This is a genomic window from Haematobacter genomosp. 1 (genome assembly GCF_002196855.1).
Taxonomy (GTDB): domain Bacteria; phylum Pseudomonadota; class Alphaproteobacteria; order Rhodobacterales; family Rhodobacteraceae; genus Haematobacter.
Genome location: NZ_NIPW01000008.1, coordinates 63,340 through 87,750, shown reverse-complemented (window position 1 = coordinate 87,750; position 24,411 = coordinate 63,340). Strand labels below are relative to the sequence as shown.

At 65.2% G+C, this 24,411-nt stretch carries 21 protein-coding genes; 15 read left to right on the top strand and 6 right to left on the bottom strand.

What is annotated here, in order from left to right:
* The first annotated feature begins 181 nt into the window (after nucleotides 1–181).
* From CDV49_RS05725 to CDV49_RS05705, 5 genes are all read left to right on the top strand, one after another.
* Nucleotides 182–1,537 (top strand): MFS transporter, encoded by a 1,356-nt coding sequence (locus tag CDV49_RS05725; RefSeq protein WP_088214606.1) that lies wholly within the window; start codon nucleotides 182–184, stop codon nucleotides 1,535–1,537.
* A gap of 10 nt (nucleotides 1,538–1,547) precedes the next feature.
* Nucleotides 1,548–3,329: an FAD-dependent oxidoreductase gene (locus CDV49_RS05720; RefSeq protein WP_256947256.1), complete on the top strand. Its 1,782-nt coding sequence runs from the start codon at nucleotides 1,548–1,550 to the stop codon at nucleotides 3,327–3,329.
* A complete protein-coding gene (locus CDV49_RS05715; RefSeq protein WP_088214605.1) occupies nucleotides 3,319–5,025 on the top strand; it encodes an FAD-dependent oxidoreductase in 1,707 nt (568 codons plus the stop codon). Before CDV49_RS05720 ends, CDV49_RS05715 begins: the two co-directional genes overlap by 11 nt.
* 26 nt (nucleotides 5,026–5,051) lie before the next feature.
* Complete coding sequence (locus tag CDV49_RS05710; protein ID WP_088214604.1) at nucleotides 5,052–5,900, top strand: sugar phosphate isomerase/epimerase family protein; 849 nt, start codon at nucleotides 5,052–5,054, stop codon at nucleotides 5,898–5,900.
* An 85-nt stretch (nucleotides 5,901–5,985) separates the two neighbouring features.
* Nucleotides 5,986–6,795: an IclR family transcriptional regulator gene (locus CDV49_RS05705; protein WP_088214603.1), complete on the top strand. Its 810-nt coding sequence runs from the start codon at nucleotides 5,986–5,988 to the stop codon at nucleotides 6,793–6,795.
* Nucleotides 6,796–6,799: 4 nt separating this feature from the next.
* On the opposite strand, the gene CDV49_RS05700 is transcribed toward CDV49_RS05705, so the two are convergent.
* Nucleotides 6,800–7,807 (bottom strand): LacI family DNA-binding transcriptional regulator, encoded by a 1,008-nt coding sequence (locus tag CDV49_RS05700; RefSeq protein WP_088214602.1) that lies wholly within the window; start codon nucleotides 7,805–7,807, stop codon nucleotides 6,800–6,802.
* A 134-nt stretch (nucleotides 7,808–7,941) separates the two neighbouring features.
* Between CDV49_RS05700 and iolG the strand changes: the two genes are divergently transcribed.
* The 10 genes from iolG to iolB all read left to right on the top strand — a co-directional run bounded on the left by iolG (nucleotide 7,942) and on the right by iolB (nucleotide 19,307).
* Nucleotides 7,942–8,949, top strand: a complete 1,008-nt coding sequence (gene iolG / locus CDV49_RS05695; protein WP_088214601.1) for an inositol 2-dehydrogenase — start codon at nucleotides 7,942–7,944, stop codon at nucleotides 8,947–8,949.
* A 1-nt stretch (nucleotide 8,950) separates the two neighbouring features.
* Nucleotides 8,951–9,799 (top strand): sugar phosphate isomerase/epimerase family protein, encoded by an 849-nt coding sequence (locus tag CDV49_RS05690; RefSeq protein ID WP_088214600.1) that lies wholly within the window; start codon nucleotides 8,951–8,953, stop codon nucleotides 9,797–9,799.
* Nucleotides 9,800–9,856: 57 nt separating this feature from the next.
* Nucleotides 9,857–10,780, top strand: a complete 924-nt coding sequence (locus CDV49_RS05685; RefSeq protein WP_088214599.1) for a sugar ABC transporter substrate-binding protein — start codon at nucleotides 9,857–9,859, stop codon at nucleotides 10,778–10,780.
* Between the two features lie 64 nt (nucleotides 10,781–10,844).
* The gene (locus CDV49_RS05680) at nucleotides 10,845–11,954 is read left to right on the top strand and encodes an ABC transporter permease (RefSeq protein WP_088214598.1); all 1,110 of its coding nucleotides are present in this window, start codon (nucleotides 10,845–10,847) and stop codon (nucleotides 11,952–11,954) included.
* Nucleotides 11,954–12,733 carry an ATP-binding cassette domain-containing protein gene (locus CDV49_RS05675; RefSeq protein ID WP_088214597.1) on the top strand — a complete coding sequence of 260 codons (780 nt, stop codon included), beginning with the start codon at nucleotides 11,954–11,956 and terminating at the stop codon, nucleotides 12,731–12,733. The genes CDV49_RS05680 and CDV49_RS05675 overlap by 1 nt, the downstream gene beginning before the upstream one ends.
* Nucleotides 12,733–13,851, top strand: a complete 1,119-nt coding sequence (locus tag CDV49_RS05670) for a Gfo/Idh/MocA family protein (RefSeq protein ID WP_088214596.1) — start codon at nucleotides 12,733–12,735, stop codon at nucleotides 13,849–13,851. The genes CDV49_RS05675 and CDV49_RS05670 overlap by 1 nt, the downstream gene beginning before the upstream one ends.
* A complete protein-coding gene (locus CDV49_RS05665) occupies nucleotides 13,838–15,748 on the top strand; it encodes a bifunctional 5-dehydro-2-deoxygluconokinase/5-dehydro-2-deoxyphosphogluconate aldolase (RefSeq protein ID WP_088214595.1) in 1,911 nt (636 codons plus the stop codon). The genes CDV49_RS05670 and CDV49_RS05665 overlap by 14 nt, the downstream gene beginning before the upstream one ends.
* Nucleotides 15,745–17,577, top strand: a complete 1,833-nt coding sequence (iolD, locus tag CDV49_RS05660) for a 3D-(3,5/4)-trihydroxycyclohexane-1,2-dione acylhydrolase (decyclizing) (RefSeq protein ID WP_088214594.1) — start codon at nucleotides 15,745–15,747, stop codon at nucleotides 17,575–17,577. The genes CDV49_RS05665 and iolD overlap by 4 nt, the downstream gene beginning before the upstream one ends.
* 12 nt (nucleotides 17,578–17,589) lie before the next feature.
* Nucleotides 17,590–18,513: a myo-inosose-2 dehydratase gene (gene iolE / locus CDV49_RS05655; RefSeq protein WP_088214717.1), complete on the top strand. Its 924-nt coding sequence runs from the start codon at nucleotides 17,590–17,592 to the stop codon at nucleotides 18,511–18,513.
* Entirely contained in the window at nucleotides 18,510–19,307 is a 798-nt protein-coding gene (gene iolB / locus CDV49_RS05650; RefSeq protein WP_088214593.1) for a 5-deoxy-glucuronate isomerase, read from the top strand. Before iolE ends, iolB begins: the two co-directional genes overlap by 4 nt.
* Nucleotides 19,308–19,325: 18 nt before the next feature.
* On the opposite strand, the gene CDV49_RS05645 is transcribed toward iolB, so the two are convergent.
* The 5 genes from CDV49_RS05645 to CDV49_RS05625 form a co-directional block, all read right to left on the bottom strand.
* The gene (locus tag CDV49_RS05645; RefSeq protein ID WP_088214592.1) at nucleotides 19,326–20,348 is read right to left on the bottom strand and encodes a quaternary amine ABC transporter ATP-binding protein; all 1,023 of its coding nucleotides are present in this window, start codon (nucleotides 20,346–20,348) and stop codon (nucleotides 19,326–19,328) included.
* Nucleotides 20,341–21,228 carry an ABC transporter permease gene (locus tag CDV49_RS05640; protein ID WP_088214591.1) on the bottom strand — a complete coding sequence of 296 codons (888 nt, stop codon included), beginning with the start codon at nucleotides 21,226–21,228 and terminating at the stop codon, nucleotides 20,341–20,343. Before CDV49_RS05640 ends, CDV49_RS05645 begins: the two co-directional genes overlap by 8 nt.
* A 72-nt stretch (nucleotides 21,229–21,300) precedes the next feature.
* Entirely contained in the window at nucleotides 21,301–22,299 is a 999-nt protein-coding gene (locus tag CDV49_RS05635; RefSeq protein ID WP_088214716.1) for an ABC transporter substrate-binding protein, read from the bottom strand.
* Between the two features lie 74 nt (nucleotides 22,300–22,373).
* Nucleotides 22,374–23,192: a pyrroline-5-carboxylate reductase family protein gene (locus CDV49_RS05630; protein ID WP_256947255.1), complete on the bottom strand. Its 819-nt coding sequence runs from the start codon at nucleotides 23,190–23,192 to the stop codon at nucleotides 22,374–22,376.
* Between the two features lie 227 nt (nucleotides 23,193–23,419).
* Complete coding sequence (locus CDV49_RS05625) at nucleotides 23,420–24,388, bottom strand: TAXI family TRAP transporter solute-binding subunit (RefSeq protein WP_179209131.1); 969 nt, start codon at nucleotides 24,386–24,388, stop codon at nucleotides 23,420–23,422.
* Nucleotides 24,389–24,411 lie beyond the last annotated feature (23 nt).

Below are 24,411 nucleotides of genomic sequence, written 5' to 3'. Positions count from 1 at the left end.
TTGGCCACGGGCATTTTCTTTACCTCGTCCAATAAATCGAATCTCATATAATTGTTGAATCAGTTTCCATTTAAAGTATCATCTTCGACGGGAGATCACACGCCTTGGGGAGCGGGGCAGGCTGTCTGGTGAGACCGGACAGACACCGCCGGGCTCGCATGTCATCGTTGGAGGAGGAAACATGAGCGATATAACGACCGCGGATCGCCTTGGACCGCATGGTACAAAGACTGCCGCGCCCTATCGGCAAGGTGCGCCCGCCATGGACATCGGCGCGAGCGATCAATGGTCCGGGCTGCGGATCATGATTGTCGGCCTCTGTTTCCTGCTCAATGCGATCGACGGAATGGATGTAGTGATCCTCTCCTACATCGCGCCGGTTCTGACGACGGATTGGCAGCTTTCGCCGGAACGGCTGGGCATCGTGTTCTCCGCGAGCCTCGCCGGCATGGTGGTGGGGTGCTTCTTCGTGGCCCCGCTGGCCGATCACTGGGGCCGCCGGCCACTGATCCTGGCCTCGCTCACCATCATCACCGGTTGCATGATCGCGAGCGGCTTTGCCCGGAACGTGGCGGAGCTTCTGGTGCTGCGCCTGGTCATCGGTGTGGGCGTCGGGGCGATCCTCGCCTCCATGGCGGCAATCGCGGCGGAATTCGCCCCCGTGAAGGAGCGGGCGCTGGCCGTGTCGATCATGACGGCGGGTTATCCTCTGGGAGCCATGCTGACGGGGCTTGCGATGGCGCCGCTGCTGCCTCAGTTCGGCTGGCACATGATGCTGCTCGGCGCGGGTATCATCTCTCTCATCGCGCTGCCGATCGTATGGCTGGTGCTGCCCGAGTCCATTGACTTCCTCATCCGCCGCCAGCCGCGAAATGCCCTGACAAGGGTGAACGGCGTGCTGACGCGCCTCAACCATGCCCCCATCGCGGCACTGCCTCCCCGCCCCGCCAAGGCCGGAAACCTCAACATCGGTCAGATTTTCGCCCCCGGCCGCATTCGCGCGACCATCGCGCTCTGGATCGGCATCTTCATGGGCTTCATGTCGCTTTACTTCGTGATCTCGTGGATCACCAAGCTGGCCTCCGGCGCGGGATTGTCGCTCGACAAGGCGATCTATGTCGGCGCGATCCTGAACTTCGGTGCCTGCCTCGGTACAATCGCGATGGGCAAGCTCTCCACCGTCTTCCCGCAGTCCCGCGTCGGCGCCATTTTCCTGATCGTCGCCGCCGCAATGCTGGTGGTCTTCGGCACGGTCGCCATGCCGCTTCCCGTGGTGCTCATCAACGCCTTCCTGATGGGGGTGGCGATCTACGGCGGGTTCAACGCGTTCTACGGCCTGGCCGCGAGCCTCTATCCCGCCGCCGTTCGCAGCACGGGCATCGGCTGGGCCATGGGCGTCGGACGGTTCGGCGCAGTGGTCGGGCCGACCTTCGGCGGCATGCTGATCGGTGCGGGGGCGAGCCTTTCCACCGTCATGATCGTCTTCGCCATTCCCCTGGTCATTGCCGCAATCGCAGCGATCCTCAGCCGGCATTAAGGAAGGTCCCATGCCCATGACATCTCTCTCCAGCGCCCCCGGTAACGGACCGGTCGTGCTTCATCAGCGGATGACCTGCGACCTGCTCGTGATCGGTTCCGGCGCGGGGGGGCTTGCGGCGGCAACCACCGCCGCGGCGCTTGGCCTCACCGTCATCGTGGCCGAGAAGGCCAATCTGGTCGGCGGCACCACCGCCATTTCGGGCGGCTGGCTGTGGATCCCCGACGCGCCCCACGCACAGGTAGCGGGCAAGGAGGAGGATCCGGCGGCGGTGCGGGCCTATCTGCGCGCCGTCATCGGCGACCGTTACGACCCCGTCCTGATCGAGGCCTATCTGCGCGATGCGCCCCGAATGCTCGCCTTCTTCGAGCAACGGACAGAGGTCCGCTTCCTGCCGGGCTCCGGCGTGCCGGATTTTCACGGCACTCTCCCGGGTGCGGCGGAAGGCTGGCGTTCGGTGGTGGCCGCGCCCTATGACGGGCGCCGGCTGGGTGGGCTGATCGCGCAGCTGCGCGAGCCCATTCCGGAAACCACGCTGCTCGGCATGGGCATCGCCTCAGGTCTGGACCTGCGCATGTTCCTGACTGCCCTGCGCAGTCCCCGCGCCTTCGGCCATGTCACGGGGCGGGTGCTCCGGCATCTGCGCGATCTGGCCGTACACGGGCGGGGGATGCAGCTGGTGAACGGCAATGCGCTTGCCGCGCGGTTGCTGCGCTCCGCAGAGGATCTGGGCGTCACCCTTCTTAACGGAACGAGCGCGCGGTCGCTGCTGCGGGACGGGACCCGGGTTGTCGGCGCGATGCTGGAGACGGCGGACGGCGCCGTGGCCGTCACGGTGCGGAGCGGCGTGGTGCTGGCGACCGGCGGCTTTCCCCACGCGGAGGAACGCCTGCGAGAGTTGCTGCCACATGTGGAGGCAGGCACACCGCACGTTTCCGCCGCACCCGAAACGAATACCGGAGACGGGCTGCGCCTTGCCGAGACAGCGGGAGGCCAGGTGAGCAGGACACAGACCCACGCCGCCGCCTACGCCCCCGTGTCGCTGGTACCACGGACGGACGGCAGCATGGGTCGCTTTCCGCATCTGGTGGAGCGCGGCAAGCCGGGCCTCATCGCGGTGTTGGCAAACGGCGCCCGCTTTACCGATGAGGGCGGTCCCTACCACGATTTCGTGCGCGAGATGATCGCGGCTACTCCGCAGGGGGAACGGGTCCGGTCCTGGCTCATCTGCGATCACCGCTTCCTTCGCCGCTATGGACTTGGAGCGGTGAAGCCGTCGCCCCTTCCGTACGGGCGTTGGCTACGCAGCGGTTATCTGAAAAGGGGCCGGACGCTCGCCGATCTGGCGCAGGTTTGCGGTATCGCGCCGGAGGGGCTGGAAACCACCGTCGCGCATTACAACCGCCACGCGGAAGACGGGCGCGATCCGCAGTTCCATCGGGGAGAAACGGCATACGGGCGTGTGCAGGGGGATCCCGATCACGGCCCCAACCCCGCGGTCGCTCCCATTCGGAAGGGCCCCTTCTACGCGGTGGAGATCGCGCCCGGCAGCCTCGGCACCTTTGCCGGGGTTGTCACAGATGAGCGGGCGCGCGCCCTGGATGCCGACGGCATGCCGATTCCCGGCCTCTACGCGGTGGGAAACGACATGAATTCCATCATGGGCGGAAGCTATCCGAGCGGCGGCATCACGCTCGGCCCCGCAATGACATTCGGCTTTCTGGCCGCAGAGACGGCCGCAGCCGGAACCGCCGCGGCCACGAATGGGAGGAGAAAAACCCATGCCCGTTGATCCCGAAATGCTGACCGAGGTCGATCTGCTGGTCATCGGCGCGGGCGCCGGAGGGATGACCACCGCCCTCGTCGCCGCCCTCGCGGGGCTGAGCGTGCTGCTCGTCGAAAAGACCGGTCAGGTCGGCGGTACCACGGCGACATCAGGCGGCACGACCTGGATACCCGGAACCCACCTTTCCGATGCCGCGGGTGTGCCGGACCGTGTGGAGGACGCCGAGCTGTTCCTCCGCACCATCGTAGGGCAGAGGGGTGGCGACCATTTGCGGGCGGCCTTCCTCCGCTCGGGTCCCGAGGCAGTCGCCGACCTTGAGCGCCACACGGAGGTCAAGTTCGCCGCCGCCACTGCACATCCCGATTACATCGATGCGCCGGGGCAGGCGTTTGGCGGGCGGGCGCTTGGTCCCCTGCCCTTCGACGGGCGGCTTCTGGGTGCCGACTTCGACCGGGTCCGCCCTCCCCGGCGGGAGTTCATGGGGTTGGGTGGCATGATGGTGGGCCGGAACGAGCTGTCAGCCCTGCTCTCCCCCTTTGCCTCGCTGACCAACCTTCGCACGACGGTTGGAATCGTCGGCCGTTACGCGCTGGACCGGCTGCGATACCGGCGGGGGACGAGGCTGCTCATGGGCAATGCGCTGGTCGCGCGGCTGCTCTACAGCCTGCGCAAAACCGGGGTGCCGATCCTGTTCGACGCCACGACCGACGCGCTGCTGGTGGAGCAGGGCCGCGTCACCGGAGCCCGGGTGAATGGGCGCGAGATCCGCGCACGCCGCGGCGTAGTTCTGGCGACCGGAGGTCTCTGCTGGAACAAGGACATCCGCGCCCGGCTGTTCCCCGAACCGACGCGCGCCTATGCTCTCGGGCCGGTGACGAATACCGGCGACGGCGCGGACCTTGCGACGGCCATCGGCGCGGGGTTTGATGACGGCGGAGACAGCCCCGCGCTCTGGATGCCGTGCTCCTCCTACCGGCGCGCGGATGGGACGCTGGCGGTCTGGCCGCATATCATCCTCGACCGGGCCAAGCCCGGCCTGCTTGCGATCAATGCGCGCGGGGAGCGGTTCGTGAACGAATCCGATTCCTACCATGACTTCTCCGTCGCGCAGATCAAGGCGGGGGCGTTCCCGGCCCATCTGGTCTGTGATGCGGATTTCATGCGGAAATACGGGCTGGGGATGGTCCTGCCCGGCGCCCGCAATCTGCCTGCGATGCTGAAGGCCGGTTACGTGACCGAGGCCGGAAGCATCGCCGCCCTCGCCCGCAGGATCGGGTGCGATCCGGTCGGACTGCAACGCACGGTAGAGGAGTACAACCGCTTTGCCGCCACCGGTCGGGACGACGCCTTTGGTCGCGGCACATCGGTAATGAATCGTTTCAACGGCGATCCGGCAGCCGGCGCCAACCCTTGCCTCAAACCGTTGGGCGAGGGTCCGTTCTACGCCGTTGCCGTGAAACCGGCAGACCTCGCGTCCAGCGCCGGGTTGAAAGGGGACGAATTCGGCCGTGTCCTGAACCGGAGCGACCAGCCCATATCCGGGCTCTATGCCTGCGGCAACGACCTGGCCTCCATCTTTCGCGGCACCTACCCCGGTCCGGGTACCACCATCGGGCCGGCCATCGTCTTCGGCTGGCGTATCGCCAAACATGCGGCGGGCGAATTGTGCGCGGAGCCGCTGCCTGTTGCCCGCGCTGTCTGATGACCACATCTGAGAGGAGCAGAACCATGACCGATTTACCGCTTGGCGTGAACACGATCAGCGACACCTGGACGATCCCGCTGGAAGAAAGTCTGATCCGCCTGTCGAAGCTGGGTTTTCGCCAGTTCGACGTGATGGTCAGCCCGGCGCATCTGGATATCGAAAACATGACGCCGCGCGACTATGCCCGTATCCGCAAGCTTTTGGAGGGCGAGGGGCTGACGATCCATGCGCTGACCGCGCAGAGCCTCGACCACAACCTCGCCTCCCCGCGGGAGGAGATCCGCGAGATGACGGTAGGCTTCAACCGGAAGATGCTGAACGCCTGCTACGAACTCGGGGCGCAGGGGTTCGTCTCGGTCTCGGGCCGATACAACGCGCTGAATGCTCCACCGCGAGAACAGCTTGAGGGGTGGTTCTTCGGGGCGCTGGAAAAGACCATCTCCCATGCGGAGCGCGCGGGCGTGAAGGTCTTTCTCGAAAACGTTCCCATGGGCGTCCTGCCGGATGCGCGGAGCATGATGGCCTGCGTGGAGCGGTTTGACAGCCCGGCGCTCCGCATCTGCTATGACCTTGCGAATGCCCATTTCATCCATGAGGACCTAAGCGAAGCGCTGCCGCTGGTCGTGCCCTATCTCGACCTCCTTCACATGTCGGATACCGGTCAGCAGCAGTGGCGCCACGATGCGATCGGCACCGGCAGCGTCAACTTCGCCGCTGCCGCAAGCGCGTTGCAGGCGGCCGGATTCAAGGGCCTCTCCGTCGTGGAAATCCTGAACGTCGATGCAGACCGGGCGGTCATGGAGGCGGTGGACAGGCTCTCTCCCCTCGGCTGGAAGATCGCCCGTCAGGGACCGTTCGCACAAGCGGCGTGAGCCGCGACGCAGGGTTTCTGAGTTCGTCGGTTGACCTTTCCGCTGTTGAACGTCTTTTTGACATCAGCGGAAGCGAGGTGAAACCGTGAGCAGCGTCGTCGAGAAGTCACTGGCCATCATCGAGGGGCTGGCCGAGCATCCTGCGGGGTTGTCGGTCTCCCATATCGCGGGGATGACCGGTCAACCCGTCAGCGGTGTCCACCGCACTCTCCATGAGTTGATCCGGTTGGGCTATGTGCGTCAGATCGCGGACGGGGGCGATTACACGCTGTCGATCAAGCTGGCGGCACTCGGCCTTGGCTTCATGCGGCGCGCCGGGATCAATGACGTGGTTCAGCCGATCCTGGACCGGCTGGCCGCGGAATCAGGCGAACTCATCCGCCTCTCGGTCATCGATAACAGCGCGCTCACCTGGGTTGCCGTTGCGCAAGGGGCAACCACGGGGCTGCGCTACGATCCTGGGCAGGAACAGGGCGTTGTGGTCCACCTCGCCTCCTCTGCAGGCGGGCGGGCGTGGCTCGCGGCGATGCGGGACGAGGAGGCGCTGGAGCACGTCAGCGCGCAGGGCTTTGGCCGGGACGATGGTCCGGCGAAACCCATCGGCATCCCGGAGCTGCTGGCGATCCTCAAGGAAACCCGCGCGCGCGGCTATTCCGTGGCCGTCAGCACATATATTCTTGGCATGGCCGCGATGGCCGTGACGGTGCGGTATGCCGATACGGACCGAGTACTCGGCTGCCTGTCAATCGCGGGGCCATCAGTACGGATGACGGATACCCGCATGGCGGAACTGGCGCCGCTGTTGCAATCGGCGGCGACAGAATTGGGGATGGCCGCGCCCGCCTCGGAATATTTCGCGCTTCCCGCCCGGAGAGCGGGCCCGAAGGTCGCCTGAAGGGTCAAGCGGTGTCACGGGGAATGAACTGGCCGGGCAGCAGGACATCCCCTTCCCGCTTGCCCTCCAGCACCTCGAACAGCGCCTCCGCCATCTGGGTGATCGGCTGCCGATAGGTTGTGAGGCGGTAGGCGGGTGACAGGGACAGCGGAATGTCGTCGAACCCCGTGACCGCAACATCCTCCGGGACTTTCAGCCCCAGTCGATAGCGCAGCGCATCCATGGCGCCGATGGCGAGGATGTCGTTTTCGCAGACAAGCACGTCCGGCCGGTTGTCCATCGCTCCGGTGAACAGCAGACTGACCGCCTCGATTGCCGCACCGAAGTCATACGCCTCGGCGTGAACGGTCGCCACATCGCCCCCTGTCCGGCTCCGCCAATGGTCGATGAAGGCGCTCTTGCGGTGGAGCTTGGCCGATTGCGTGTCCGGCCCGGCCAGAAACGCGGGCCGCCGGTAGCCACCCTCAACCAGATGATCCGCGATCCGTCCCATGGCGAGGATATCGTCGCAAGCGATTGTCAGTGTGTTCGGGTTCTGGCTGTAGCGGGCGAAGACGACGAGTTTCTTGACCCGCCTTGCCCCAAGCGCGGTGTCCAGCACGCTGTCATCGAACCGCGTCCCGATCAGAACCGCAGCATCTACGCGCCGTTGGCTCGCCGCCAGCAACGCAGCCGATGCGTCATCGCTGTCCGACATGTGGATAAGCAGCGTCGCCCAGCCGTGACTGGACAGGATCCGCGTCAATCGTTCCAGCAGCACGAGCTTGTGGGGGTTGTTGAAGTCATTGGTGATGAGCGCGACCAGATTGGAACGGTCGGATGCCAGCGATGCCGCCAGCAGATCAGGCGCGTATCCCAGCCGCCGGGCGGCGGTAAGCACGCGATCCCGGCTTTTGGGGGAGATCGAAGCATCCTTTTTGAAAGCGCGGGCCACGGTCCAGCGGGACACACCCGCAGCGGCGGCCACGTCATCGGCGGTAACGCTGACTTCGGGATCGGGGAGCTTGTCCATCTGCCCTTTCTACCCCGCGGCACCCGGGGAGGAAAGATATTTGCACGCGCGTGCAGTTTATGTTGCACGCGCGTGCAGTGGTCGTCATTCTAGCGCTAACATGAGATCGCAGACGCGATTCGGGGGGGAAAAGAATGCTCAGGGTTGCCCTGATCGGGGCGGGGCGCATCGGCCGCGTCCATGCCAGATCCATGTCCGCCACACAGGCCAGCCGCGTCGTTGCGGTAGCCGATGCAAATGCCGAAGCCGCGGCTGACGTGGCGGCCGAGGTGGGTGCAGATGTCCGGCAGATTGAGGAGATTCTCGCGGATCCCGCCATTGACGCGGTGCTGATCGCCACTTCCACCGACACACATTCCGAGCTGATCGAACGGGCGACAGCCGCCGGGAAAGCCGTGCTGTGCGAAAAGCCGGTCGATCTTTCGCTGGAGCGGGCAGAGCGGGCACTGAAGAAGGCGAGCGATACCGGCAGGCCTGTGATGATCGGCTTCAATCGCCGCTTCGACCCGAATTTTGCCGCTCTAAAGGCAGCCTATGACGGGGGGGAGATAGGGAGAGGGGAATTGCTGTCCATAACCTCCTTCGATCCGGCGCCCCCGCCCGTCGCCTACGTAAAGGTGTCAGGCGGATTGTTCCGCGACATGATGATCCACGATTTCGACATGGCCTGCTGGTTGTTCGACGGCCCTCCGAAGACGATCTTTGCCACCGGCAGCGCGCTGGTGGACCCGGAGATCGGCGCCGCGGGCGATGTGGATACGGCGGTTGTCACGATGACTTGGGCGGATGGGCGGATCGCCGTCATCCGCAATTCTCGCCGCGCGGGCTATGGGTATGATCAGCGGATAGAGCTTCTGGGATCCGAAGGGCTTCTGTCGGCCCAGAACGTGCTCGAAAACACGGTGGAGAAAATCACTGCGGCAGGCGCGCTATCGGCCAAGCCGGTCCATTTCTTTCTCGAACGCTACATGCGGGCCTATGAGCGGGAATGGGCGGCGTTCGTGGAGGCGCTGCAGGAGGGCAGGCCGATGCCCGTCAGCTTGCAGGATGGCGTGACCGCCCTCGCCTGCGCGGAACTGGCAGCCCGATCCGCCGCGACGGGCAGAGCCGTCAGCTTTTCGCCCGAAATGGCGGATGCCTGACATGCGCCCGATCGGCTGCTGCACCTGGATTTTCGCGGGCGAAGACCTGTCGCGCATTGCCATGCGGGCCTGTCGGGCGAAATTGAACGGGGTCGAACTGCACGGTGACATAGGCGGACTGGACCCTGCCCGGTCAGGGCGGTTGCTGGCCGAAGCGGGTCTGCAAATCTTTTCCGTCACTCCGGGCGATGCCGATATCAGCCACCCGGACCCGATACGGCGGCAGGCGGCAGTCACCTACTACGCGCGGCTGATAGAGTGGGTGGTGCGGCTGGATCATCCCGGGGTGCGGCTCTCCGTCCACGGGCAGGTCGGGCGCATCCGCCCGCTGGCGGATGAAGCGGCGGAGTGGGGATTTCTTGTGGAAAGCGTTCAGCACATCACCGCGCTTGCTGCGACAGCGGGTCTTCCCGTCGTCTTCGAGTTGCTCAATCGCTATGAGAGCCATCAGGTGAATACCGTGGCGCAGGGCCTGACTCTCATCGAGCGGGTGGCAGCCCCCAACCTGTGGCTGCTGCCCGACGCCTATCACATGAATATCGAGGAAGCCGATCCACCGGCGGCGCTTCGCGCTGCCGGCGGCGCAATCGGCCTGTATCACGCGGCTGATTCCAACCGGCAGGGTATAGGCGAAGGCCATACGGATTTCGCAGCCCATGTCGCGGCGCTCGACGCCATCGGCTATCGCGGCCCGATCATTCTGGAGCCTGCCGCCCCCGGGCCGGACCCGTTCCGCGCCGACAAGGGGAACGGCTTCCGCGACCGGCTGGAGGCGATGATTACCGCCTCCGCCGCGCGACTTCGGACAATTCAAGAGATCACGCAGGAGCGGGACAGCCTGCCTGCCTGATGATCCTGCCGGGACGGGAGGCCCGGTCAGACCACAATCGAAGCAGGGGAGGAAAAGATGAACAGACTGAAACTCACGGTGGCGGCGATTGCAGTGGCGCTCGCCGCGCCCGTCGCGGCGCAGAACATCGTCATCGTCGCGCATGGGCAGGCGGCGGACCCGTTCTGGTCCGTGGTCAAGAACGGCGCTGCCGCGGCCGGGAAGGAAGCGGGGGTCACTGTAGATTTCCGTTCACCCGAGACCTTCGACATGGTGCGCATGGCGCAGCTCATCGACGCGGCGGTCAATCAGAACCCGGACGGGCTTGTCGTGTCCATCCCGGATGGCGATGCGCTTGGGCCGTCCATCCGGCGCGCGGTGGAGGCGGGGATCCCGGTGATCTCGATGAACTCCGGTGGGGACGTCGCCCACGGTCTCGGCGTCAGGCTCCACGTCGGGCAGTCGGAATTCGACGCGGGCAAGGCAGCGGGTGCGCGGCTGGCGGAAATGGGCGGCAAGAAGGGGATCTGCGTCAACCATGAGGTCGGCAACGTCTCCCTCGACCAACGCTGCGCCGGATTTGCCGAAGGCTTCGGCCATGCAGTCGCCGTGATCCCCACCCAGATGGACCCCGCGGAGGTTCAGTCCAAGGTCCGCGCGGCGCTGGAGGCAGACCCGGAGATCGACAGCGTCCTGACGCTTGGGGCGGCACTTGTGGGCGAGCCGGCCGTCGCCGCGGTCGAGGCGCTTGGAGAGACCGACAAGGTCAGGGTGGCAAGCTTCGACCTTTCTGCGGGTTTCCTGCAGGACGTGGCGGACGGCAAGGCAGCCTTCGCCATTGACCAGCAGCAATACCTTCAGGGCTATCTGCCGGTGAGCTTCCTCGCGCTCAACGCCAAATACGGGCTGATGCCGGCGGGCGACGTGGCCTCCGGGCCGAACCTCGTGGAAAAGGCCGCCGCTTCACAAGCCATCGACCTCTCCGCCAAGGGCATCCGCTGACCGGGCCACAGCCGCCGGGCGCAGTGCGCCCGGCTGAACCCGAACCGAACAGGGGGAAATACCCATGGCATCGGATACGACGACCCTTTCCGCGGATGAGCGGATCCGGTCGGAAAGCCTCGTCACGCGGTTGATGAAACGGCCCGAGCTCGGCGCAATCGGCGGTCTCGTGCTCGTCACCGTCTTCTTTCTCGTCACCGCCAGCCCTGCGATGTTCACGCCACAGGGCGTCATGAACTTCATGACCCCGGCGGCGCAACTTGGCATCCTGGGCATCGCGGCCGCGATGTTGATGATCGGCGGAGAGTTCGACCTGTCCATCGGGTCCATGATCGCCTTTGCAGGGCTGATCTTCGGTGTCCTTGTCGTCAACATGGGCCTGCCGCTGATCCTCGCAATTCCGCTCACCATGGCTTTCGCCGCGGGGATCGGCGCGCTCAACGGGGTGATCGTGCTCCGCACCGGGCTGCCCAGTTTCATCGTGACGCTCGCCTTCCTGTTCATTCTGCGCGGCGCGTCGCTGGTGGGGCTGAAGCTGTTCACCAATGGCTCCACGCAGCTTCGCGGCGTGCGGGAAGCGGTGGAGGGCGATTGGCTGGCCCCGCTTTTCTCCGGCGATGCTTTCGGCGGGTTGTTCCGCTGGATGGCCGGGCAAGGCTGGATCGCCACGCTCCGCTCCGGCACGCCGAGCGTGCCGGGCGTGCCGGTGGAAATCCTGTGGTTTGTGGGTTTTGCGCTGATCGCCACCTTCGTGCTGCTGCGCACCCCTTGGGGCAACTGGATCTTCGCGACGGGCGGCGACAGGAATGCCGCCGAGAACTCCGGGGTGCCGGTGCGGCGGGTCAAGATCGCGCTGTTCATGCTGACGGCCTGTGCCGCCGCCCTTGTCGCGATCATCACCGTGATCGACTCCGGCTCCACGGATGCGCGCCGGGGCTTCATGAAGGAGTTCGAGGCCATCATCGCGGCCGTGATCGGCGGCTGTCTGCTCACCGGGGGTTACGGCTCCGCCATCGGGGCCTTCTTCGGCGCGATCATCTTCGGCATGGTCACCATCGGCCTGACCTATACCAGCTTCGATCAGGACTGGTTCCAGGTGTTCCTTGGCGGAATGCTCCTGCTCGCGGTGATCTTCAACAACGTGATACGCAAGCGCGTGACGGGAGAGCGGTGATGTCCGAACCCATCATCCAGATGGAAAACATCCGAAAGCATTTCGGTAATGTCATCGCACTGAATGGCGTGACCTTCGATGTGCAGCCGGGAGAATGTCACTGTCTGCTGGGTGACAACGGCGCGGGAAAATCGACCTTCATCAAGACCATGTCGGGGGTGCACAAACCCACCTCCGGCACCATCGCCTTTGAAGGCAGGCCGATGAGCTTTCAAAGCCCGCGCGACGCGATGGAGGCCGGGATCGCCACGGTGTTTCAGGATCTTGCCATGATCCCGCTGATGAGCGTCACCCGCAACTTCTTCATGGGACGGGAGCCGACGCGCGGACGCGGCCCCTTCAAGCGCTTCGACATCGAAAGGGCGAATGCCGTTACCATGGAGGAGATGCAGCGCATGGGCATCAACCTGCGTGCGCCGGATCAGGCCGTCGGCACGTTGTCAGGGGGGGAGCGGCAGACCGTCGCCATCGCGCGGGCGGTCTATTTCGGGGCCAAGGTGCTGATCCTCGATGAGCCGACGAGCGCCCTTGGCGTCCGGCAGACCTCGAACGTCCTGGCGACCATCGCACGGGTCAGGGCGCAGGGCGTGGGCGTGGTCTTCATCAGCCACAACGTCCGTCACGCCCTGGCGGTGGGAGACCGGTTCACGGTACTGAACCGTGGCCAGACGCTTGGCACCGCGCGCAAGGGAGAGATCGACGCCTCCGCCCTGCAGGACATGATGGCCGGCGGGCAGGAGATGGCGCAACTGGAAGGCAGCCTCGGAGGAACGATCTGATGGCCGGGCTGGGCGTGGCGCTGATCGGCACGGGCTTCATGGGCAAATGTCACGCAATGGCGTGGCGCAATGTGGCCACCGTCTTTGGCGGCCCTCCCCCCCGGCTGGAGATGCTCTGCGATACTCCCGGAGACAGGGCTGCCGCTCTGGCGTCCCGTTTCGGTTTCGCCCGGAGCAGCGATGACTGGCAGGCGGTGGTGCAGGATCCCTTGGTGGATGTCGTGTCCATCACCACCCCCAACGCACTTCATCGCCGGATGGCGGAAGCCGCGCTGCGGGCGGGCAAGCATGTCTGGCTTGAAAAGCCGATGGCTCTGACGCTCCCGGATGCGGAGGCGATGGCGGCGCTCGCTGCCCGCCATCCTGCTCAGGTCACGCTGCTCGGCTACAACTATCTGCGCAGCCCGGCGTTTCAGGCAGCGGCGAAAATGGTGGCCGAAGGGGCGATAGGCCGCCCGCATGCTTTCCGCGGTGTCTATGACGAGGATTATTCCGCCGATCCCGCGCTTCCCTGGACGTGGCGCATGACGAAGGCGGAGGGAGGGTTGGGGGCACTCGGCGATCTGGGATGCCATCTCGTGAGCCAGATGGTCACGCTCATGGGGCCGGTTGCCGAGGTCACGGCGCTGACCCAGATCACGGTTCCCGAACGGCCCTCTCCCGATGGACCGCGCGCGGTGGAGAACGAGGACAGCGCCCTTGCCCTCGTCCGTTTCGCCTCGGGCGCGCTTGGCTCCTTCGCGACCTCCCGGGTGGCGCGGGGGCGCAAGTGCCGCCTGCAGTGGGAAGTGCAGGGAAGCGACGGCACCATGATATTCGATCAGGAGAACATGAACGAACTGTGGCTCCACCGCAGGGGAGAGGCCGGGTTCACACGTCACCTCACCGGCCCGGAGCAGCCCGACTTTGCCGCCTTCTGCCCCGCGCCCGGCCACAACTTCGGCTTCAACGAACAGAAGGTGGTGGAATGCCGGGATATCATTGCGGCAATCGTCGGCGCACCTTCCCGCGGGCCTGATTTCGCGCAGGGGCTCGTGATCGAGCGCGTGATCCATGCCATGGCCGCCTCCGAGGGCCGCCCCGTCCGCATCGAGGAGACAGCGCATGAAGACGCTTGATGTGATCACGATTGGCCGATCCTCGGTCGATCTCTATGGCCAACAGATCGGGGGCCGTCTGGAGGACATGGCCTCCTTCGCGAAATATATCGGCGGCAGCCCCACCAACATCGCCTGCGGTGCCGCGCGGCTGGGCCTCCGGTCGGCTGTGATCACGAAAGTCGGAGATGAGCACATGGGCCGGTTCATCCGCGAGCAGTTGACGCGCGAGGGGGTCGATACGCGCGGTGTTCTCACCGACCGGGAGCGGCTCACCGCGCTCGTTCTGCTGGGCATCCGCGATGAGGATAGCTTTCCCCTGATCTTCTACCGGGAGAACTGTGCCGACATGGCGCTCTCGCCCGACGATATCGACGAAGACCTCATCGCGGAGGCCCGCTCGGTTCTCGCGACGGGCACACATCTCAGCCATCCCCGGACGGAAGCCGCCGTTCTGAAAGCGCTCGACCTCGCGCGGCGGCACGGGGCACGGACGGCGCTCGACATCGACTATCGCCCGAACCTCTGGGGCGTGGCGGGGCATGGGGAGGGCGAGAGCCGGTTCGTGGAAAGCGCCGCGGTGACCGCCCGCCTTCAGAAAACGCTGCCGCTCTTCGATCTGATCGTCGGCACGGAGGAGGAGTTCCATATCGCTGGCGGCAGCACCGATACGCTCGACGCGCTCCGTGCGGTGCGGAAAGTCTCGGGCGCCGTGCTGGTCTGCAAGCGGGGCGCTGCGGGGGCCGTCGCCTTTGCCGGAGCGATCCCCGACAGTCTCGATGCGGGGGAGAGCGGGCCGGGCTTTCCCATTGAGGTCTTCAATGTGCTGGGCGCGGGCGACGGGTTTTTCTCCGGCCTCCTGAAGGGCTGGCTGGACGGTGACAGCTGGCCGCGTGCGCTCGAATACGCCAATGCCTGCGGGGCCTTTGCCGTCAGTCGTCATGGCTGCACGCCTGCCTATCCGAGCCTTGAGGAGTTGCGCTTCTTCCTGTCGCGCGGCCTCCGTCGCCCCGATCTGCGCAATGATCGGGAGCTTGAGCAGATACACTGGTCAACGACCCGAACCGCGGGCTGGGAGGACTGCCGCATCTTCGCCTTCGACCATCGCGCGCAACTGGAGGAGATGGCGGGATACAGCCCCGCGAAGGGCGCGGCCTTCAAGGACCTCTGCCTCCGGGCCGCGCGCGAGGTGCAGGGCGGGCGGACGGGCTACGGCATTCTCTGCGACAGCCGGATCGGGCGGCGCGCGCTCCACGCGGCCTCGGGCAGCGGACTGTGGATAGGCCGCCCTGCGGAATGGCCGGGCTCCCGCCCCCTCGCGCTGGAGCCGGAACTGGGGCCCGATTGCGGCGGCTTGCAGGAGTGGGCAAGGGAGAATGTGGTGAAGGTGCTCTGCTTCTGCCACCCCGCCGACCCGCCCGACATGAGGACCGCGCAGGAGGAGACGGTGCTCCGCCTGTTCACAGCGGCGCGCCGTAACGGGCTGGAATTTCTGCTGGAGATCATTCCTTCGCGTGTCGGCCCCGTAGATGACACCACCACCGCCGTGCTCATCCGGCAGTTCTACGAAATCGGCGTGCGCCCGGACTGGTGGAAGCTGGAGCCGATGACAACGCCGGCCGCATGGGAAGCGGCCATCGCCGCCATTGAATCGCATGACCGCCACACCCGCGGCATCGTCGTGCTGGGGCTGGACGCGCCCGAGGCGGTGCTGGGAGAAAGCTTCCGTGTCGCGGCGGCCTTTCCGCTGGTGCGGGGCTTCGCGGTCGGGCGAACGATCTTTGCGGAAGCGGCGCGGCAATGGTTCGCCGGGCGCATGGACGATGCCGCGGCAGTGGCGGAGATGGCGGCGCGCTACCGCCGTCTCTGCGATCTTTGGGACCAGGCGCGCGCAAGCGCGCGGAAGGAGGCGGCATGACGCTCAGATTGACGGCCGCACAGGCCATGGTGCGCTGGCTCTCGCAACAGCAAAACGAAGCGGGCGAGCGGTTCATCGAAGGCGTATGGGCGATTTTCGGTCATGGCAACGTGGCCGGTCTGGGCGAGGCGCTGCACGGGGTGGGCGCCGAGCTGCCGACATGGCGAGGGCAGAACGAACAGACCATGGCCCATGCTGCCATCGCCTATGCCAAGGGGAATGCCCGCCGGCGCACACAGGCCGTGACAAGCTCCATCGGGCCGGGGGCCACCAACATGGTGACCGCCGCCGCCGTGGCGCATGTGAACCGGTTGCCGCTTCTCCTCATTCCCGGAGACGTCTTTGCCAACCGCCGGCCGGACCCGGTCCTGCAGCAGATCGAGGACTTCGAGGATGGAACGGTCAGCGCCAACGACTGTTTCCGCCCCGTTAGCCGCTACTTCGACCGTATTACCCGGCCGGAGCACCTGCTGACGGCCCTGCCCCGTGCGATGCGAGTGATGACCGATCCCGCAACATGCGGCCCGGTCACGCTGGCCTTCTGTCAGGACGTGCAGACGGAGGCGCATGACTGGCCCGAGGCGTTCTTTGCGCCGCGCATCTGGCGTATCCGCCGCCCCGAACCGGATGCCGCCGATCTTGCAGAGGTCGCGCGCCTGATCCGGGAGGCAGCCGCTCCGGTCATCGTCTGCGGGGGCGGCGTGATCTATTCGGGCGCGGAGGGGGCGCTGGCCGATTTCGCCGCCCGCCACGCCATCCCGGTGGTGGAGACGCAGGCCGGGAAATCCGCGCTCCCGCAAGCGCATCCGTTGAATTACGGCGCGGCCGGGGTGGATGGATCGGCGGCAGCCAATGCCATGGCGGGCAAGGCGGATCTGGTCATCGGCATCGGCACCCGCTTTCAGGATTTCACGACGGGCTCATGGTCGCTCTTCGCGCGTCCGGGGCGACGGCTCGTCAGCATCAACACCCAAGGGTATGACGCCGACAAGCATGGCGCCGTCGGGCTGCTGGCCGATGCGCGTGTCGCGCTCGACCGGCTGGGAGGTCTGCTCGGGACCTATCGCGCCACGAATGCCGATGCGGCGGCGCGAAGCCGCTGGCTGTCGGCGGTGGAGACGCATTGCGCGCGCCCCCGGAACACCAACCTGCTGCCCACCGATGCGCAGGTCATCGGCGCCGTGCAGCGTGCCGCGACAGAGGCCAGCATCGCCATGTCTGCCGCGGGCACCATGCCCGGAGCGCTGAAACTGCTGTGGCAGGCCTCTCAGGGCGGGTATCACATGGAATACGGCTATTCCTGCATGGGCTACGAGATCGCCGGCGCCATGGGCCTGAAGCTCGCGCAGCCGGAGCGGGAGGTGCTCTGCTTTGTCGGCGATGGCAGTTACATGATGGCCAACTCCGAACTCGCCACCGCCGTGATGCGGCGCATCCCCTTCACGGTCATCCTGACGGACAATCGCGGATATGGATGCATCAACCGTCTCCAGCAGGGCACGGGGGGCGAAGCCTTCAACAACCTTTATGCCGATTGCGCGGTCGAAGCACAGCCGGAGATCGACTTCGTTGCCCATGCCCGCAGCATGGGCGCCCATGCGGTCAAAGCCGCGGACATCGTCGATCTGGAGGCGCAGGTCGCTGCCGCGCGTCTCCGCAATCTGCCCACCGTCATCGTGATCGAGACCGACCCCAGCCATGGCCCCGGTTTCGGCGAGGCGGGACATTGGTGGGACGTTGCCGTCCCGGAGACCGGCGACGGCGAGAAACTCCAGCAGGCCCGCGCCCGCTATCTCGAGGCGCTGGCGCGGCAGAACCTGGTCAACTGACGGATGGCAAAGATGATCCTTTACGGCACCAACCCTATCGCCTGGGCCAATGACGACGACCGCTCCATCGGCGCTGACATTCCGACGGACCGCATTCTGCACGAAGCGGGCGAAGTCATCGGCTTCGACGGAATCGAGAACGGCCATCGCTGGCCCGAAGACCCCGAGGCGCTGAAGGCATTGCTGGCGCGCTATGGCCTCCGCTTCATCTCGGGCTGGTATTCCATGGCCCTGCTCACCCGCGGTGTGGATGAGGAAATCCGCGCCGTTCAGCCCCATCTTGCGAAGCTCAAGGTCAACGGCTGCAAGGTCTGCATCGTGTGCGAATGCTCCAACACCGTGCATGGCGATCCTCTGGCGCCCGTGAACGATCGGCCCCGACTGACAGCGGCGGAGATGACGGCCTTCGGCGCGCGGGTGGAGGAGTTCGCCCGCTATCTGGCGGATGAGGGCGTGACGCTCGCCTATCATCACCACATGGGCACGGTTGTCGAAAGCCCCGAGGATATCGACGCCTTCATGGCCGCGACAGGGCCTGCGACACATCTGTTGTTCGACGCGGGCCATTGCGCCTTTGGAGGCGGTGACCCGGAGACGGTGCTGGCGCGCCATGTCGCGCGCGTGGCGCATGTCCATGCCAAAAATATCCGCCGCGGGGTGACGGAGCGCGTGCGGATGGAGAACCTCTCCTTCCTTCAGGGCGTTCTGGCGGGGGCCTTCACCGTGCCGGGCGACCCGGAGGGAGCGATCGACTTCCTGCCGCTGCTGCGGATACTCGCGACGGCAGGCTATCAGGGCTGGCTGGTCATCGAAGCGGAGCAGGATCCCGACCGCTACGATCCGCTCATCTACCAAACCCTCGGTCTCGACTCTCTGCGCGCCGCCGCGCGGGAGGCGGGGCTGGACCGCGCCGTCGCTGCAGAGACGCGGCCATGAGCGCCCTTCTCCGCCGTCCCTTCGGTCATCATGGCGAGGTCCATTGCATCACACCCGAAAACGCCGGATGGCGTTACGTGGGCTTCACCCTCCACCGCCTGCGCCCCGGCGACCGTATTTCCGGTGCGACGGGAGACCGGGAGGCGATCTTCGTCATGGTGGAGGGCAAGGCCGCGTTCCGGGCCGCGGGGCAGGACTGGGGGGTGCTTGGCGACCGGATGGACGTTTTCGATCGCACACCGCCGCATTCGCTCTACCTCCCGAACGGATCGGACTGGGCGGCGGAGGCGGTGACGGGATGCACGATCGCGCTCTGCACGGCACCGGGCAAGGGTGGCCATCCGCCGCGGCGCATCGGACCCGACGGGATCGAGCTTACCCCGCGCGGCGAGGGAACCAACACCCGCTACATCAACAATATCGCCATGGAAGCGCAGGATTTCTGCGACAGCCTGCTGGTGACGGAGGTCTTTACCCCCGCGGGCCACTGGTCGTCCTACCCCTCCCACCGGCATGACGAAGACGACTTCCCGCGGATCACCTATCTGGAGGAAACCTACTACCATCGCCTTCGCCCGGCGGAGGGCTGGGCGGTGCAGCGCGTCTATACAGATGACGGGGCCCTGAACGAAACCATGACAGTTCGGGATGGCGATGTGGTGCTTGTGCCACGCGGCCATCATCCCTGTGGTGCGCCCTTCGGTTTCGAACTCTACTATCTCAACGTCATGGCAGGGCCGCGGCGGAACTGGCGCTTCATCGTCGCACCGGAAATGGAAACGCTCACCGGGTGAATCAGGGGGTCTCCGCCGTCAGACCCCCGCCGAAACAGCGATGGCACGTTGCAAAGACAGCCGCCCTACCGTCCTGCCTGTTCCGTCGCACACCGCGAGGCACTGGACGCCGTGCCCCATCATCTCGCGAAGGGCATCGGTCAGGGTGGTTTCCATCTTCACGGTGGGGCCCGCAGTGTCAGGCCCTGCCGCTTCCATGACGGAGGCGACCCGCACCACCTTGCCACGGTCCACATGCTGCACGAAATTCGCGACGTAGTCGTCGGCAGGGTGCAGCACGATTTCCTGCCCCGTCCCCTGCTGGATGACCGCACCGTCCCTGAGCAGCGCAATGCGATCCCCGAGGCGCAGGGCTTCGTCGAGGTCATGCGTAATGAACACGATGGTCTTGCGGACCTCCTTCTGAAGATCGAGCAGCACCGTCTGCATGTCGTAGCGGATCAGCGGGTCCAGCGCGGAATAGGCCTCGTCCATCAGCAGGATCGGCGCATCATTGGCCAGCGCACGGGCCAGACCCACCCGTTGCTGCATCCCGCCCGACAACTGGGCGGGATATTTCCGTTCGAACCCGGCGAGACCCACCCTGTCGATCCAGCGGGCAGAGATGCGGTTCCGTTCGGCGGCGTCCCTGCCCTGCACCTCCAGCCCATAACCCACATTGTCGAGCACGGTTCGATGCGGAAGCAGGCCGAACTTCTGGAATACCATCGCCGTCCGGTGGCGCCGGAAGTCGCGGAGAGCAGTGGGAGACATCCTCACCACATCCTCCCCCTCCACGAGTATCTCTCCGGCAGTCGGCTCGATAAGCCGGTTGATATGGCGGATCAGCGTGGATTTCCCCGAGCCGGACAGGCCCATCACCACCTGTATGCCGCCCGGGGCGATGGAAATGTTGATATCGCGCAGCCCGAGGACATGGCGATACCGCTCGTTGAGCTCCTGCTTCGACAGGCCGCGTTGAACCGCTTCTATGTAGTCGGCAGGGCGAGGGCCGAAGATCTTGAAGAGATGGCGGATTTCGATGCTGATGGGATCAGACACGACGACCGCCGCGATGCTTCTGAAGCCGGAAGCCCCAAGCCTGACTTATCCGGTCAAAGACGATGGCGATACCGACGATGGCCAGCCCGTTGAACAGTCCCAGCGTGAAATACTGGTTGGAAATCGCCTTCAGCACCGGCTGGCCCAGGCCCTGCACGCCGATCATCGACGCGATGACGACCATCGCCAGCGCCATCATGATCGTCTGGTTGATGCCCGCCATGATCGTCGGCAGCGCGAGTGGAAGCTCCGCCTTCACCAGCCGTTGCCAGCGGGAAGAACCGAAGGCATCCGCCGCCTCCAGCACCTCGCCATCCACCTCGCGGATACCAAGGTTCGTCAGCCGGATCATGGGCGGAATGGCATAGATCACCACCGCGATGAGGCCCGGCACCTTGCCGATGCCCAGCAGCATGACAACCGGGATCAGATACACGAAGGATGGCATGGTCTGCATCACGTCGAGCACGGGGTTAACGAAAGACTGAACCCGGTCGGAGCGCGACATGAGAATGCCGATCGGCAAGCCGATGACGACGGCAAGAAGCGTCGATGTCAGGATCATGGAGATCGTCTTCATCGTATCGTCCCACATCCCGAACGCCCCGATCAGAACGAGCGTCGCCACGCTGGCGATCACGATGCGCAGGCTGCGGCTGGCGAACCATGCAAGAACGGCAATGGCCGCAAGGATGATGGGCCAGGGCGTGCTCGTCAACAGCGCCTCCGACCATACCAGAAACTGCCGGAGCGGCTCGAAAAAGCCTTCAATCGCATCGCCGTAGGAGCGTGTGAAGGTGCGAAAACCCTCATCGATGACCTTCTTGAGATCACGGAGGGTCGAGTCATCGAGCTGCGGGAACCTGTCGAACCAGGCCATGGCGACCTCCTGATCGGATGGGCTATGACATGCGGGAGGCGGCGAAGCCGCAGGGGCGGCTCCGCCAGCGGATCAGAGTGCCGCCTTGATGCGCTCGGCCGCTTCGGGGCTGACCCACGCACTCCACATATCGGGATGTTCCTTCAGGAACTGCCGTGCGCCGTCCTCTCCCGTCGCCTGATTGTCCGTCATCCAGGCCATGAGCTGGTTCACGGTATCGTTGGTCCAGTTGCGCTTCTTCAGATAGTCGATGACCGCGGGATCGGTCTCGTCCGCGAATTTTTTCGACACGAGCGTAAAGACATTGTCACGAGGGAAGGCATTGGGCTTTGGATCGGCGCAATCGGCCGAAGAGGTGCAGCGCTTCCATTCCGCAGGGTCATTCGCGATGCCGAAATCCACGGCGACCATATCGTACTTGCCCAGCATGGACGTGGGCGACCAGTAGAAGCCGAGCCATGGCGCCTTCTGTTCATAGGCCTTGGCCATGGAGCCGTCGAGCCCGGCGGCGGAGCCCGTATCGACAAGGGTGAACCCCTTGTTCTCTATCCCGAACGCCTTGGCGAGCTGTGTCGTCACCACCGTTCCACCCCAGCCCTGCGGGCCGTTGTAAACGGCACCTTTCGACTTATCCTCCGGTGCCGGGAAGAGTTCGGGATGGGCAAGGATTTCCTCGATCTTGTTGAGGTTGGGATGCTCGTCGAGCATGTAGCGCGGGATAAACCAGCCCTGCTGCCCACCGTCGGAAAGCGAGCGGGACAGTTCGACGATCTTGCCATCCTTCAGGCCGCCCGCGACCACCTCGGGCATGAGATCGACCCAGGATTCCGGCACCACCTCGGGCTTGCCCTTCTCTACCAGAGAGGTGATGGCCGGCACCGTGTCGCTGGTAGTGATCTCTGCACTGCAGCCATAGCCCTTATTCAGAATGAACTGGTCGAGGCTCGCCAGCACCTCGGCGCTCTGCCAGTTCATGCTCGCGATGGTGAAGCTGCCGCAAGCTGCGCTGGCAGCCGTCGAAAACGCTGCCGCCGGAAGGGCAACCGCGATGAGACACGCTAGCTTTTTCATTTCCATTCCCTGTTGCGGCTTTTGTGATCTGCCCGCGAGCTGCCGCTTTTGCACGTCGGGCACCTTGAGATACGTTAGACGGCGCCTGCACCGGCCATAGTCCGTGCCCTTTCCGCAGCGGCTTCAAGCGCTGTTCGCAGCGCGGTGGAAAACCCTCCTCTTTCCGCCGCGTCCAATCCGGTCGCGGTAGTGCCTGCGTAGTCCTGATAGGCAGTGAGGAAACTCTGCGCCCGCTGCGGGTGCCCGGCCAGCAGGGCAGCACCATCGCAGACGGCAGCTTTCGCGGCGTGCCATGCGATGCCGTCCGGGATCCCGTGTCGCTTCATCACGTCAACCATCGCAACCATCATCAGGGAGGGATAGGCCGCGCCAGAGCCGGAAACGGCGGTCATCATGTCGATTTGTCGCTCCTTCGGCAGCTCATCAAAGGTGCCGATCGCGCCCAGAATACGGTGAACCGTATTACGATCCTCCTTTGTCACATCGGCACCTGCCCAGAAGGGCGAGTAGGATTTGCCGGTTTCGGCCGCGGCATTCGGCATTGCGCGCACGACGCGCCCCCCGCTACGGGCAAGATCACCGCTTCCCACGCCAGCCATCAGGGAAATGAGCAGCTTGCCTGGGGCTTGCAGCCGGAGCCCCGGCCATGTCTCGGGGCGAACCGCGACGATGACCACATCCACCCGCGCCACCAGTTCCGCAGGATCGCCGGCCCAGCCGATTGCGTATGGCTTGTATGGGCCGGGGTTGCCGCTGCGGTTCATCGCGACCAGCCCGGAGGGCGTGACGATCCCCGATGTCAAAAGCCGCGTCCCCAGCGCCGCGCCGATCCAGCCGGTCGCGCCGATCAAGCCGATCCGCATGTCCGCCGATCGCGGGGCCGCTCCGCTCATCTTACCGCCAAGGAGGGAAGCGGACGGAGAACCCTACCCGCACAAAGGCCGAATTTCCGGTCTGCCGCGCCTTTCACAGCTTTTCACGCCTCTACAAAACCTCCCTCCAAAATGGCGGAAGCCGCGTCGGGCGGAGTACGATTTACGACCATATATCTCTCATTTCCGCCATACTGCATATTTCGATGCTGTAGAGCGGCGTTAGCGGTCGCAGATTATCGTGATGGTCAGGGAGACAGCGCTTTGTAGGCTGCCGCAGCACCCGGATGAAGCGGCGCGATCTCTGCCCCCTCCCCCATCCGCGATGCTTCGACCGCGCCGAAAACCGGTGCCTCTATCCGCAGGGCCGGCAAGGCCGCAAGGGTCTGTTCGACCAGCGTCTTCACCAGATCATCAGGCTGCGCGGCCGAGGTGATGACCGTCGCGGTGACGGCGAGGGACGCGATATCTGCCACCGTGCCATAGTCCGAGGCGGGGATGGAAATGGCGCGGAAATCCGGATGCCGGGAGAGAATGCTCTCGCGCGTCGGCGCGGAAATCCCCACGATTTCAAGGTTGCAGCGTGAAATGGCGCTGGCCAGACCCGCATTGGGATGACCCATCACGAGAATGGAGGCATCGATCCGCCCGGCGCAGAGTTCTTCATAGGCGCTCGCGATCGGGAGTTCGAGCACCATGGGAAAGTCGTTGCTGCTCAACCCGACTGCATCGAGCACGCTGAGAGCCGTCGCATGTCGACCGGAGGCCGGCGCGCCGATATCGATCCGATGGCCCCGCAGTCCCAGCAGACTGTCGATCCCACGGCCGCGCGCGGCAAGGAGGGTGAGCGTTTCGGGATAGAGCGCCATGACCGTCCGAAGCTCGGTCATTGGACCTTCTGCCTCGAAAAGACCCGCGCCCTGATAGGCATATCTCAACCAGTCCGACTGCACGATTGCAAAGTCCAGATCACCGGACTTCAGCGCGGCGAGATTGTAGATCGTCCCTTGGGTCGCCTCCGCGCTGCATCGGATCGTGCCGTCGGAGTGACGGTTGACGGCACCGCAGATCGCCTTGGCCGCGGCATAGTAGTTCCCTGTCACCTCCCCTGTTCCGATCGAGAAGAATCGCAGATCCGGGGAAGCCTGGTCCGCTGCCATTGCCGGGGAGGCAATCAAGGCCGACAGGGCAAAAAGGAGCCGAACGAACGAGATCATAGTGAGCGCCCTGTACCAGCATC

Bases quoted from the DNA above. Each gene is read 5' to 3' on its own strand.
- CDV49_RS05725 (WP_088214606.1), top strand. From the start codon at position 182: ATGAGCGATATAACGACCGCGGATCGCCTTGGACCGCATGGTACAAAG.
- CDV49_RS05720 (WP_256947256.1), top strand. From the start codon at position 1,548: ATGCCCATGACATCTCTCTCCAGCGCCCCCGGTAACGGACCGGTCGTG.
- CDV49_RS05715 (WP_088214605.1), top strand. From the start codon at position 3,319: ATGCCCGTTGATCCCGAAATGCTGACCGAGGTCGATCTGCTGGTCATC.
- CDV49_RS05710 (WP_088214604.1), top strand. From the start codon at position 5,052: ATGACCGATTTACCGCTTGGCGTGAACACGATCAGCGACACCTGGACG.
- CDV49_RS05700 (WP_088214602.1), bottom strand. From the start codon at position 7,807: ATGGACAAGCTCCCCGATCCCGAAGTCAGCGTTACCGCCGATGACGTG.
- iolG (WP_088214601.1), top strand. From the start codon at position 7,942: ATGCTCAGGGTTGCCCTGATCGGGGCGGGGCGCATCGGCCGCGTCCAT.
- CDV49_RS05690 (WP_088214600.1), top strand. From the start codon at position 8,951: ATGCGCCCGATCGGCTGCTGCACCTGGATTTTCGCGGGCGAAGACCTG.
- CDV49_RS05685 (WP_088214599.1), top strand. From the start codon at position 9,857: ATGAACAGACTGAAACTCACGGTGGCGGCGATTGCAGTGGCGCTCGCC.
- CDV49_RS05680 (WP_088214598.1), top strand. From the start codon at position 10,845: ATGGCATCGGATACGACGACCCTTTCCGCGGATGAGCGGATCCGGTCG.
- CDV49_RS05675 (WP_088214597.1), top strand. From the start codon at position 11,954: ATGTCCGAACCCATCATCCAGATGGAAAACATCCGAAAGCATTTCGGT.
- CDV49_RS05670 (WP_088214596.1), top strand. From the start codon at position 12,733: ATGGCCGGGCTGGGCGTGGCGCTGATCGGCACGGGCTTCATGGGCAAA.
- CDV49_RS05665 (WP_088214595.1), top strand. From the start codon at position 13,838: ATGAAGACGCTTGATGTGATCACGATTGGCCGATCCTCGGTCGATCTC.
- iolD (WP_088214594.1), top strand. From the start codon at position 15,745: ATGACGCTCAGATTGACGGCCGCACAGGCCATGGTGCGCTGGCTCTCG.
- iolE (WP_088214717.1), top strand. From the start codon at position 17,590: ATGATCCTTTACGGCACCAACCCTATCGCCTGGGCCAATGACGACGAC.
- iolB (WP_088214593.1), top strand. From the start codon at position 18,510: ATGAGCGCCCTTCTCCGCCGTCCCTTCGGTCATCATGGCGAGGTCCAT.
- CDV49_RS05640 (WP_088214591.1), bottom strand. From the start codon at position 21,228: ATGGCCTGGTTCGACAGGTTCCCGCAGCTCGATGACTCGACCCTCCGT.
- CDV49_RS05635 (WP_088214716.1), bottom strand. From the start codon at position 22,299: ATGAAAAAGCTAGCGTGTCTCATCGCGGTTGCCCTTCCGGCGGCAGCG.
- CDV49_RS05630 (WP_256947255.1), bottom strand. From the start codon at position 23,192: ATGAGCGGAGCGGCCCCGCGATCGGCGGACATGCGGATCGGCTTGATC.
- CDV49_RS05625 (WP_179209131.1), bottom strand. From the start codon at position 24,388: ATGATCTCGTTCGTTCGGCTCCTTTTTGCCCTGTCGGCCTTGATTGCC.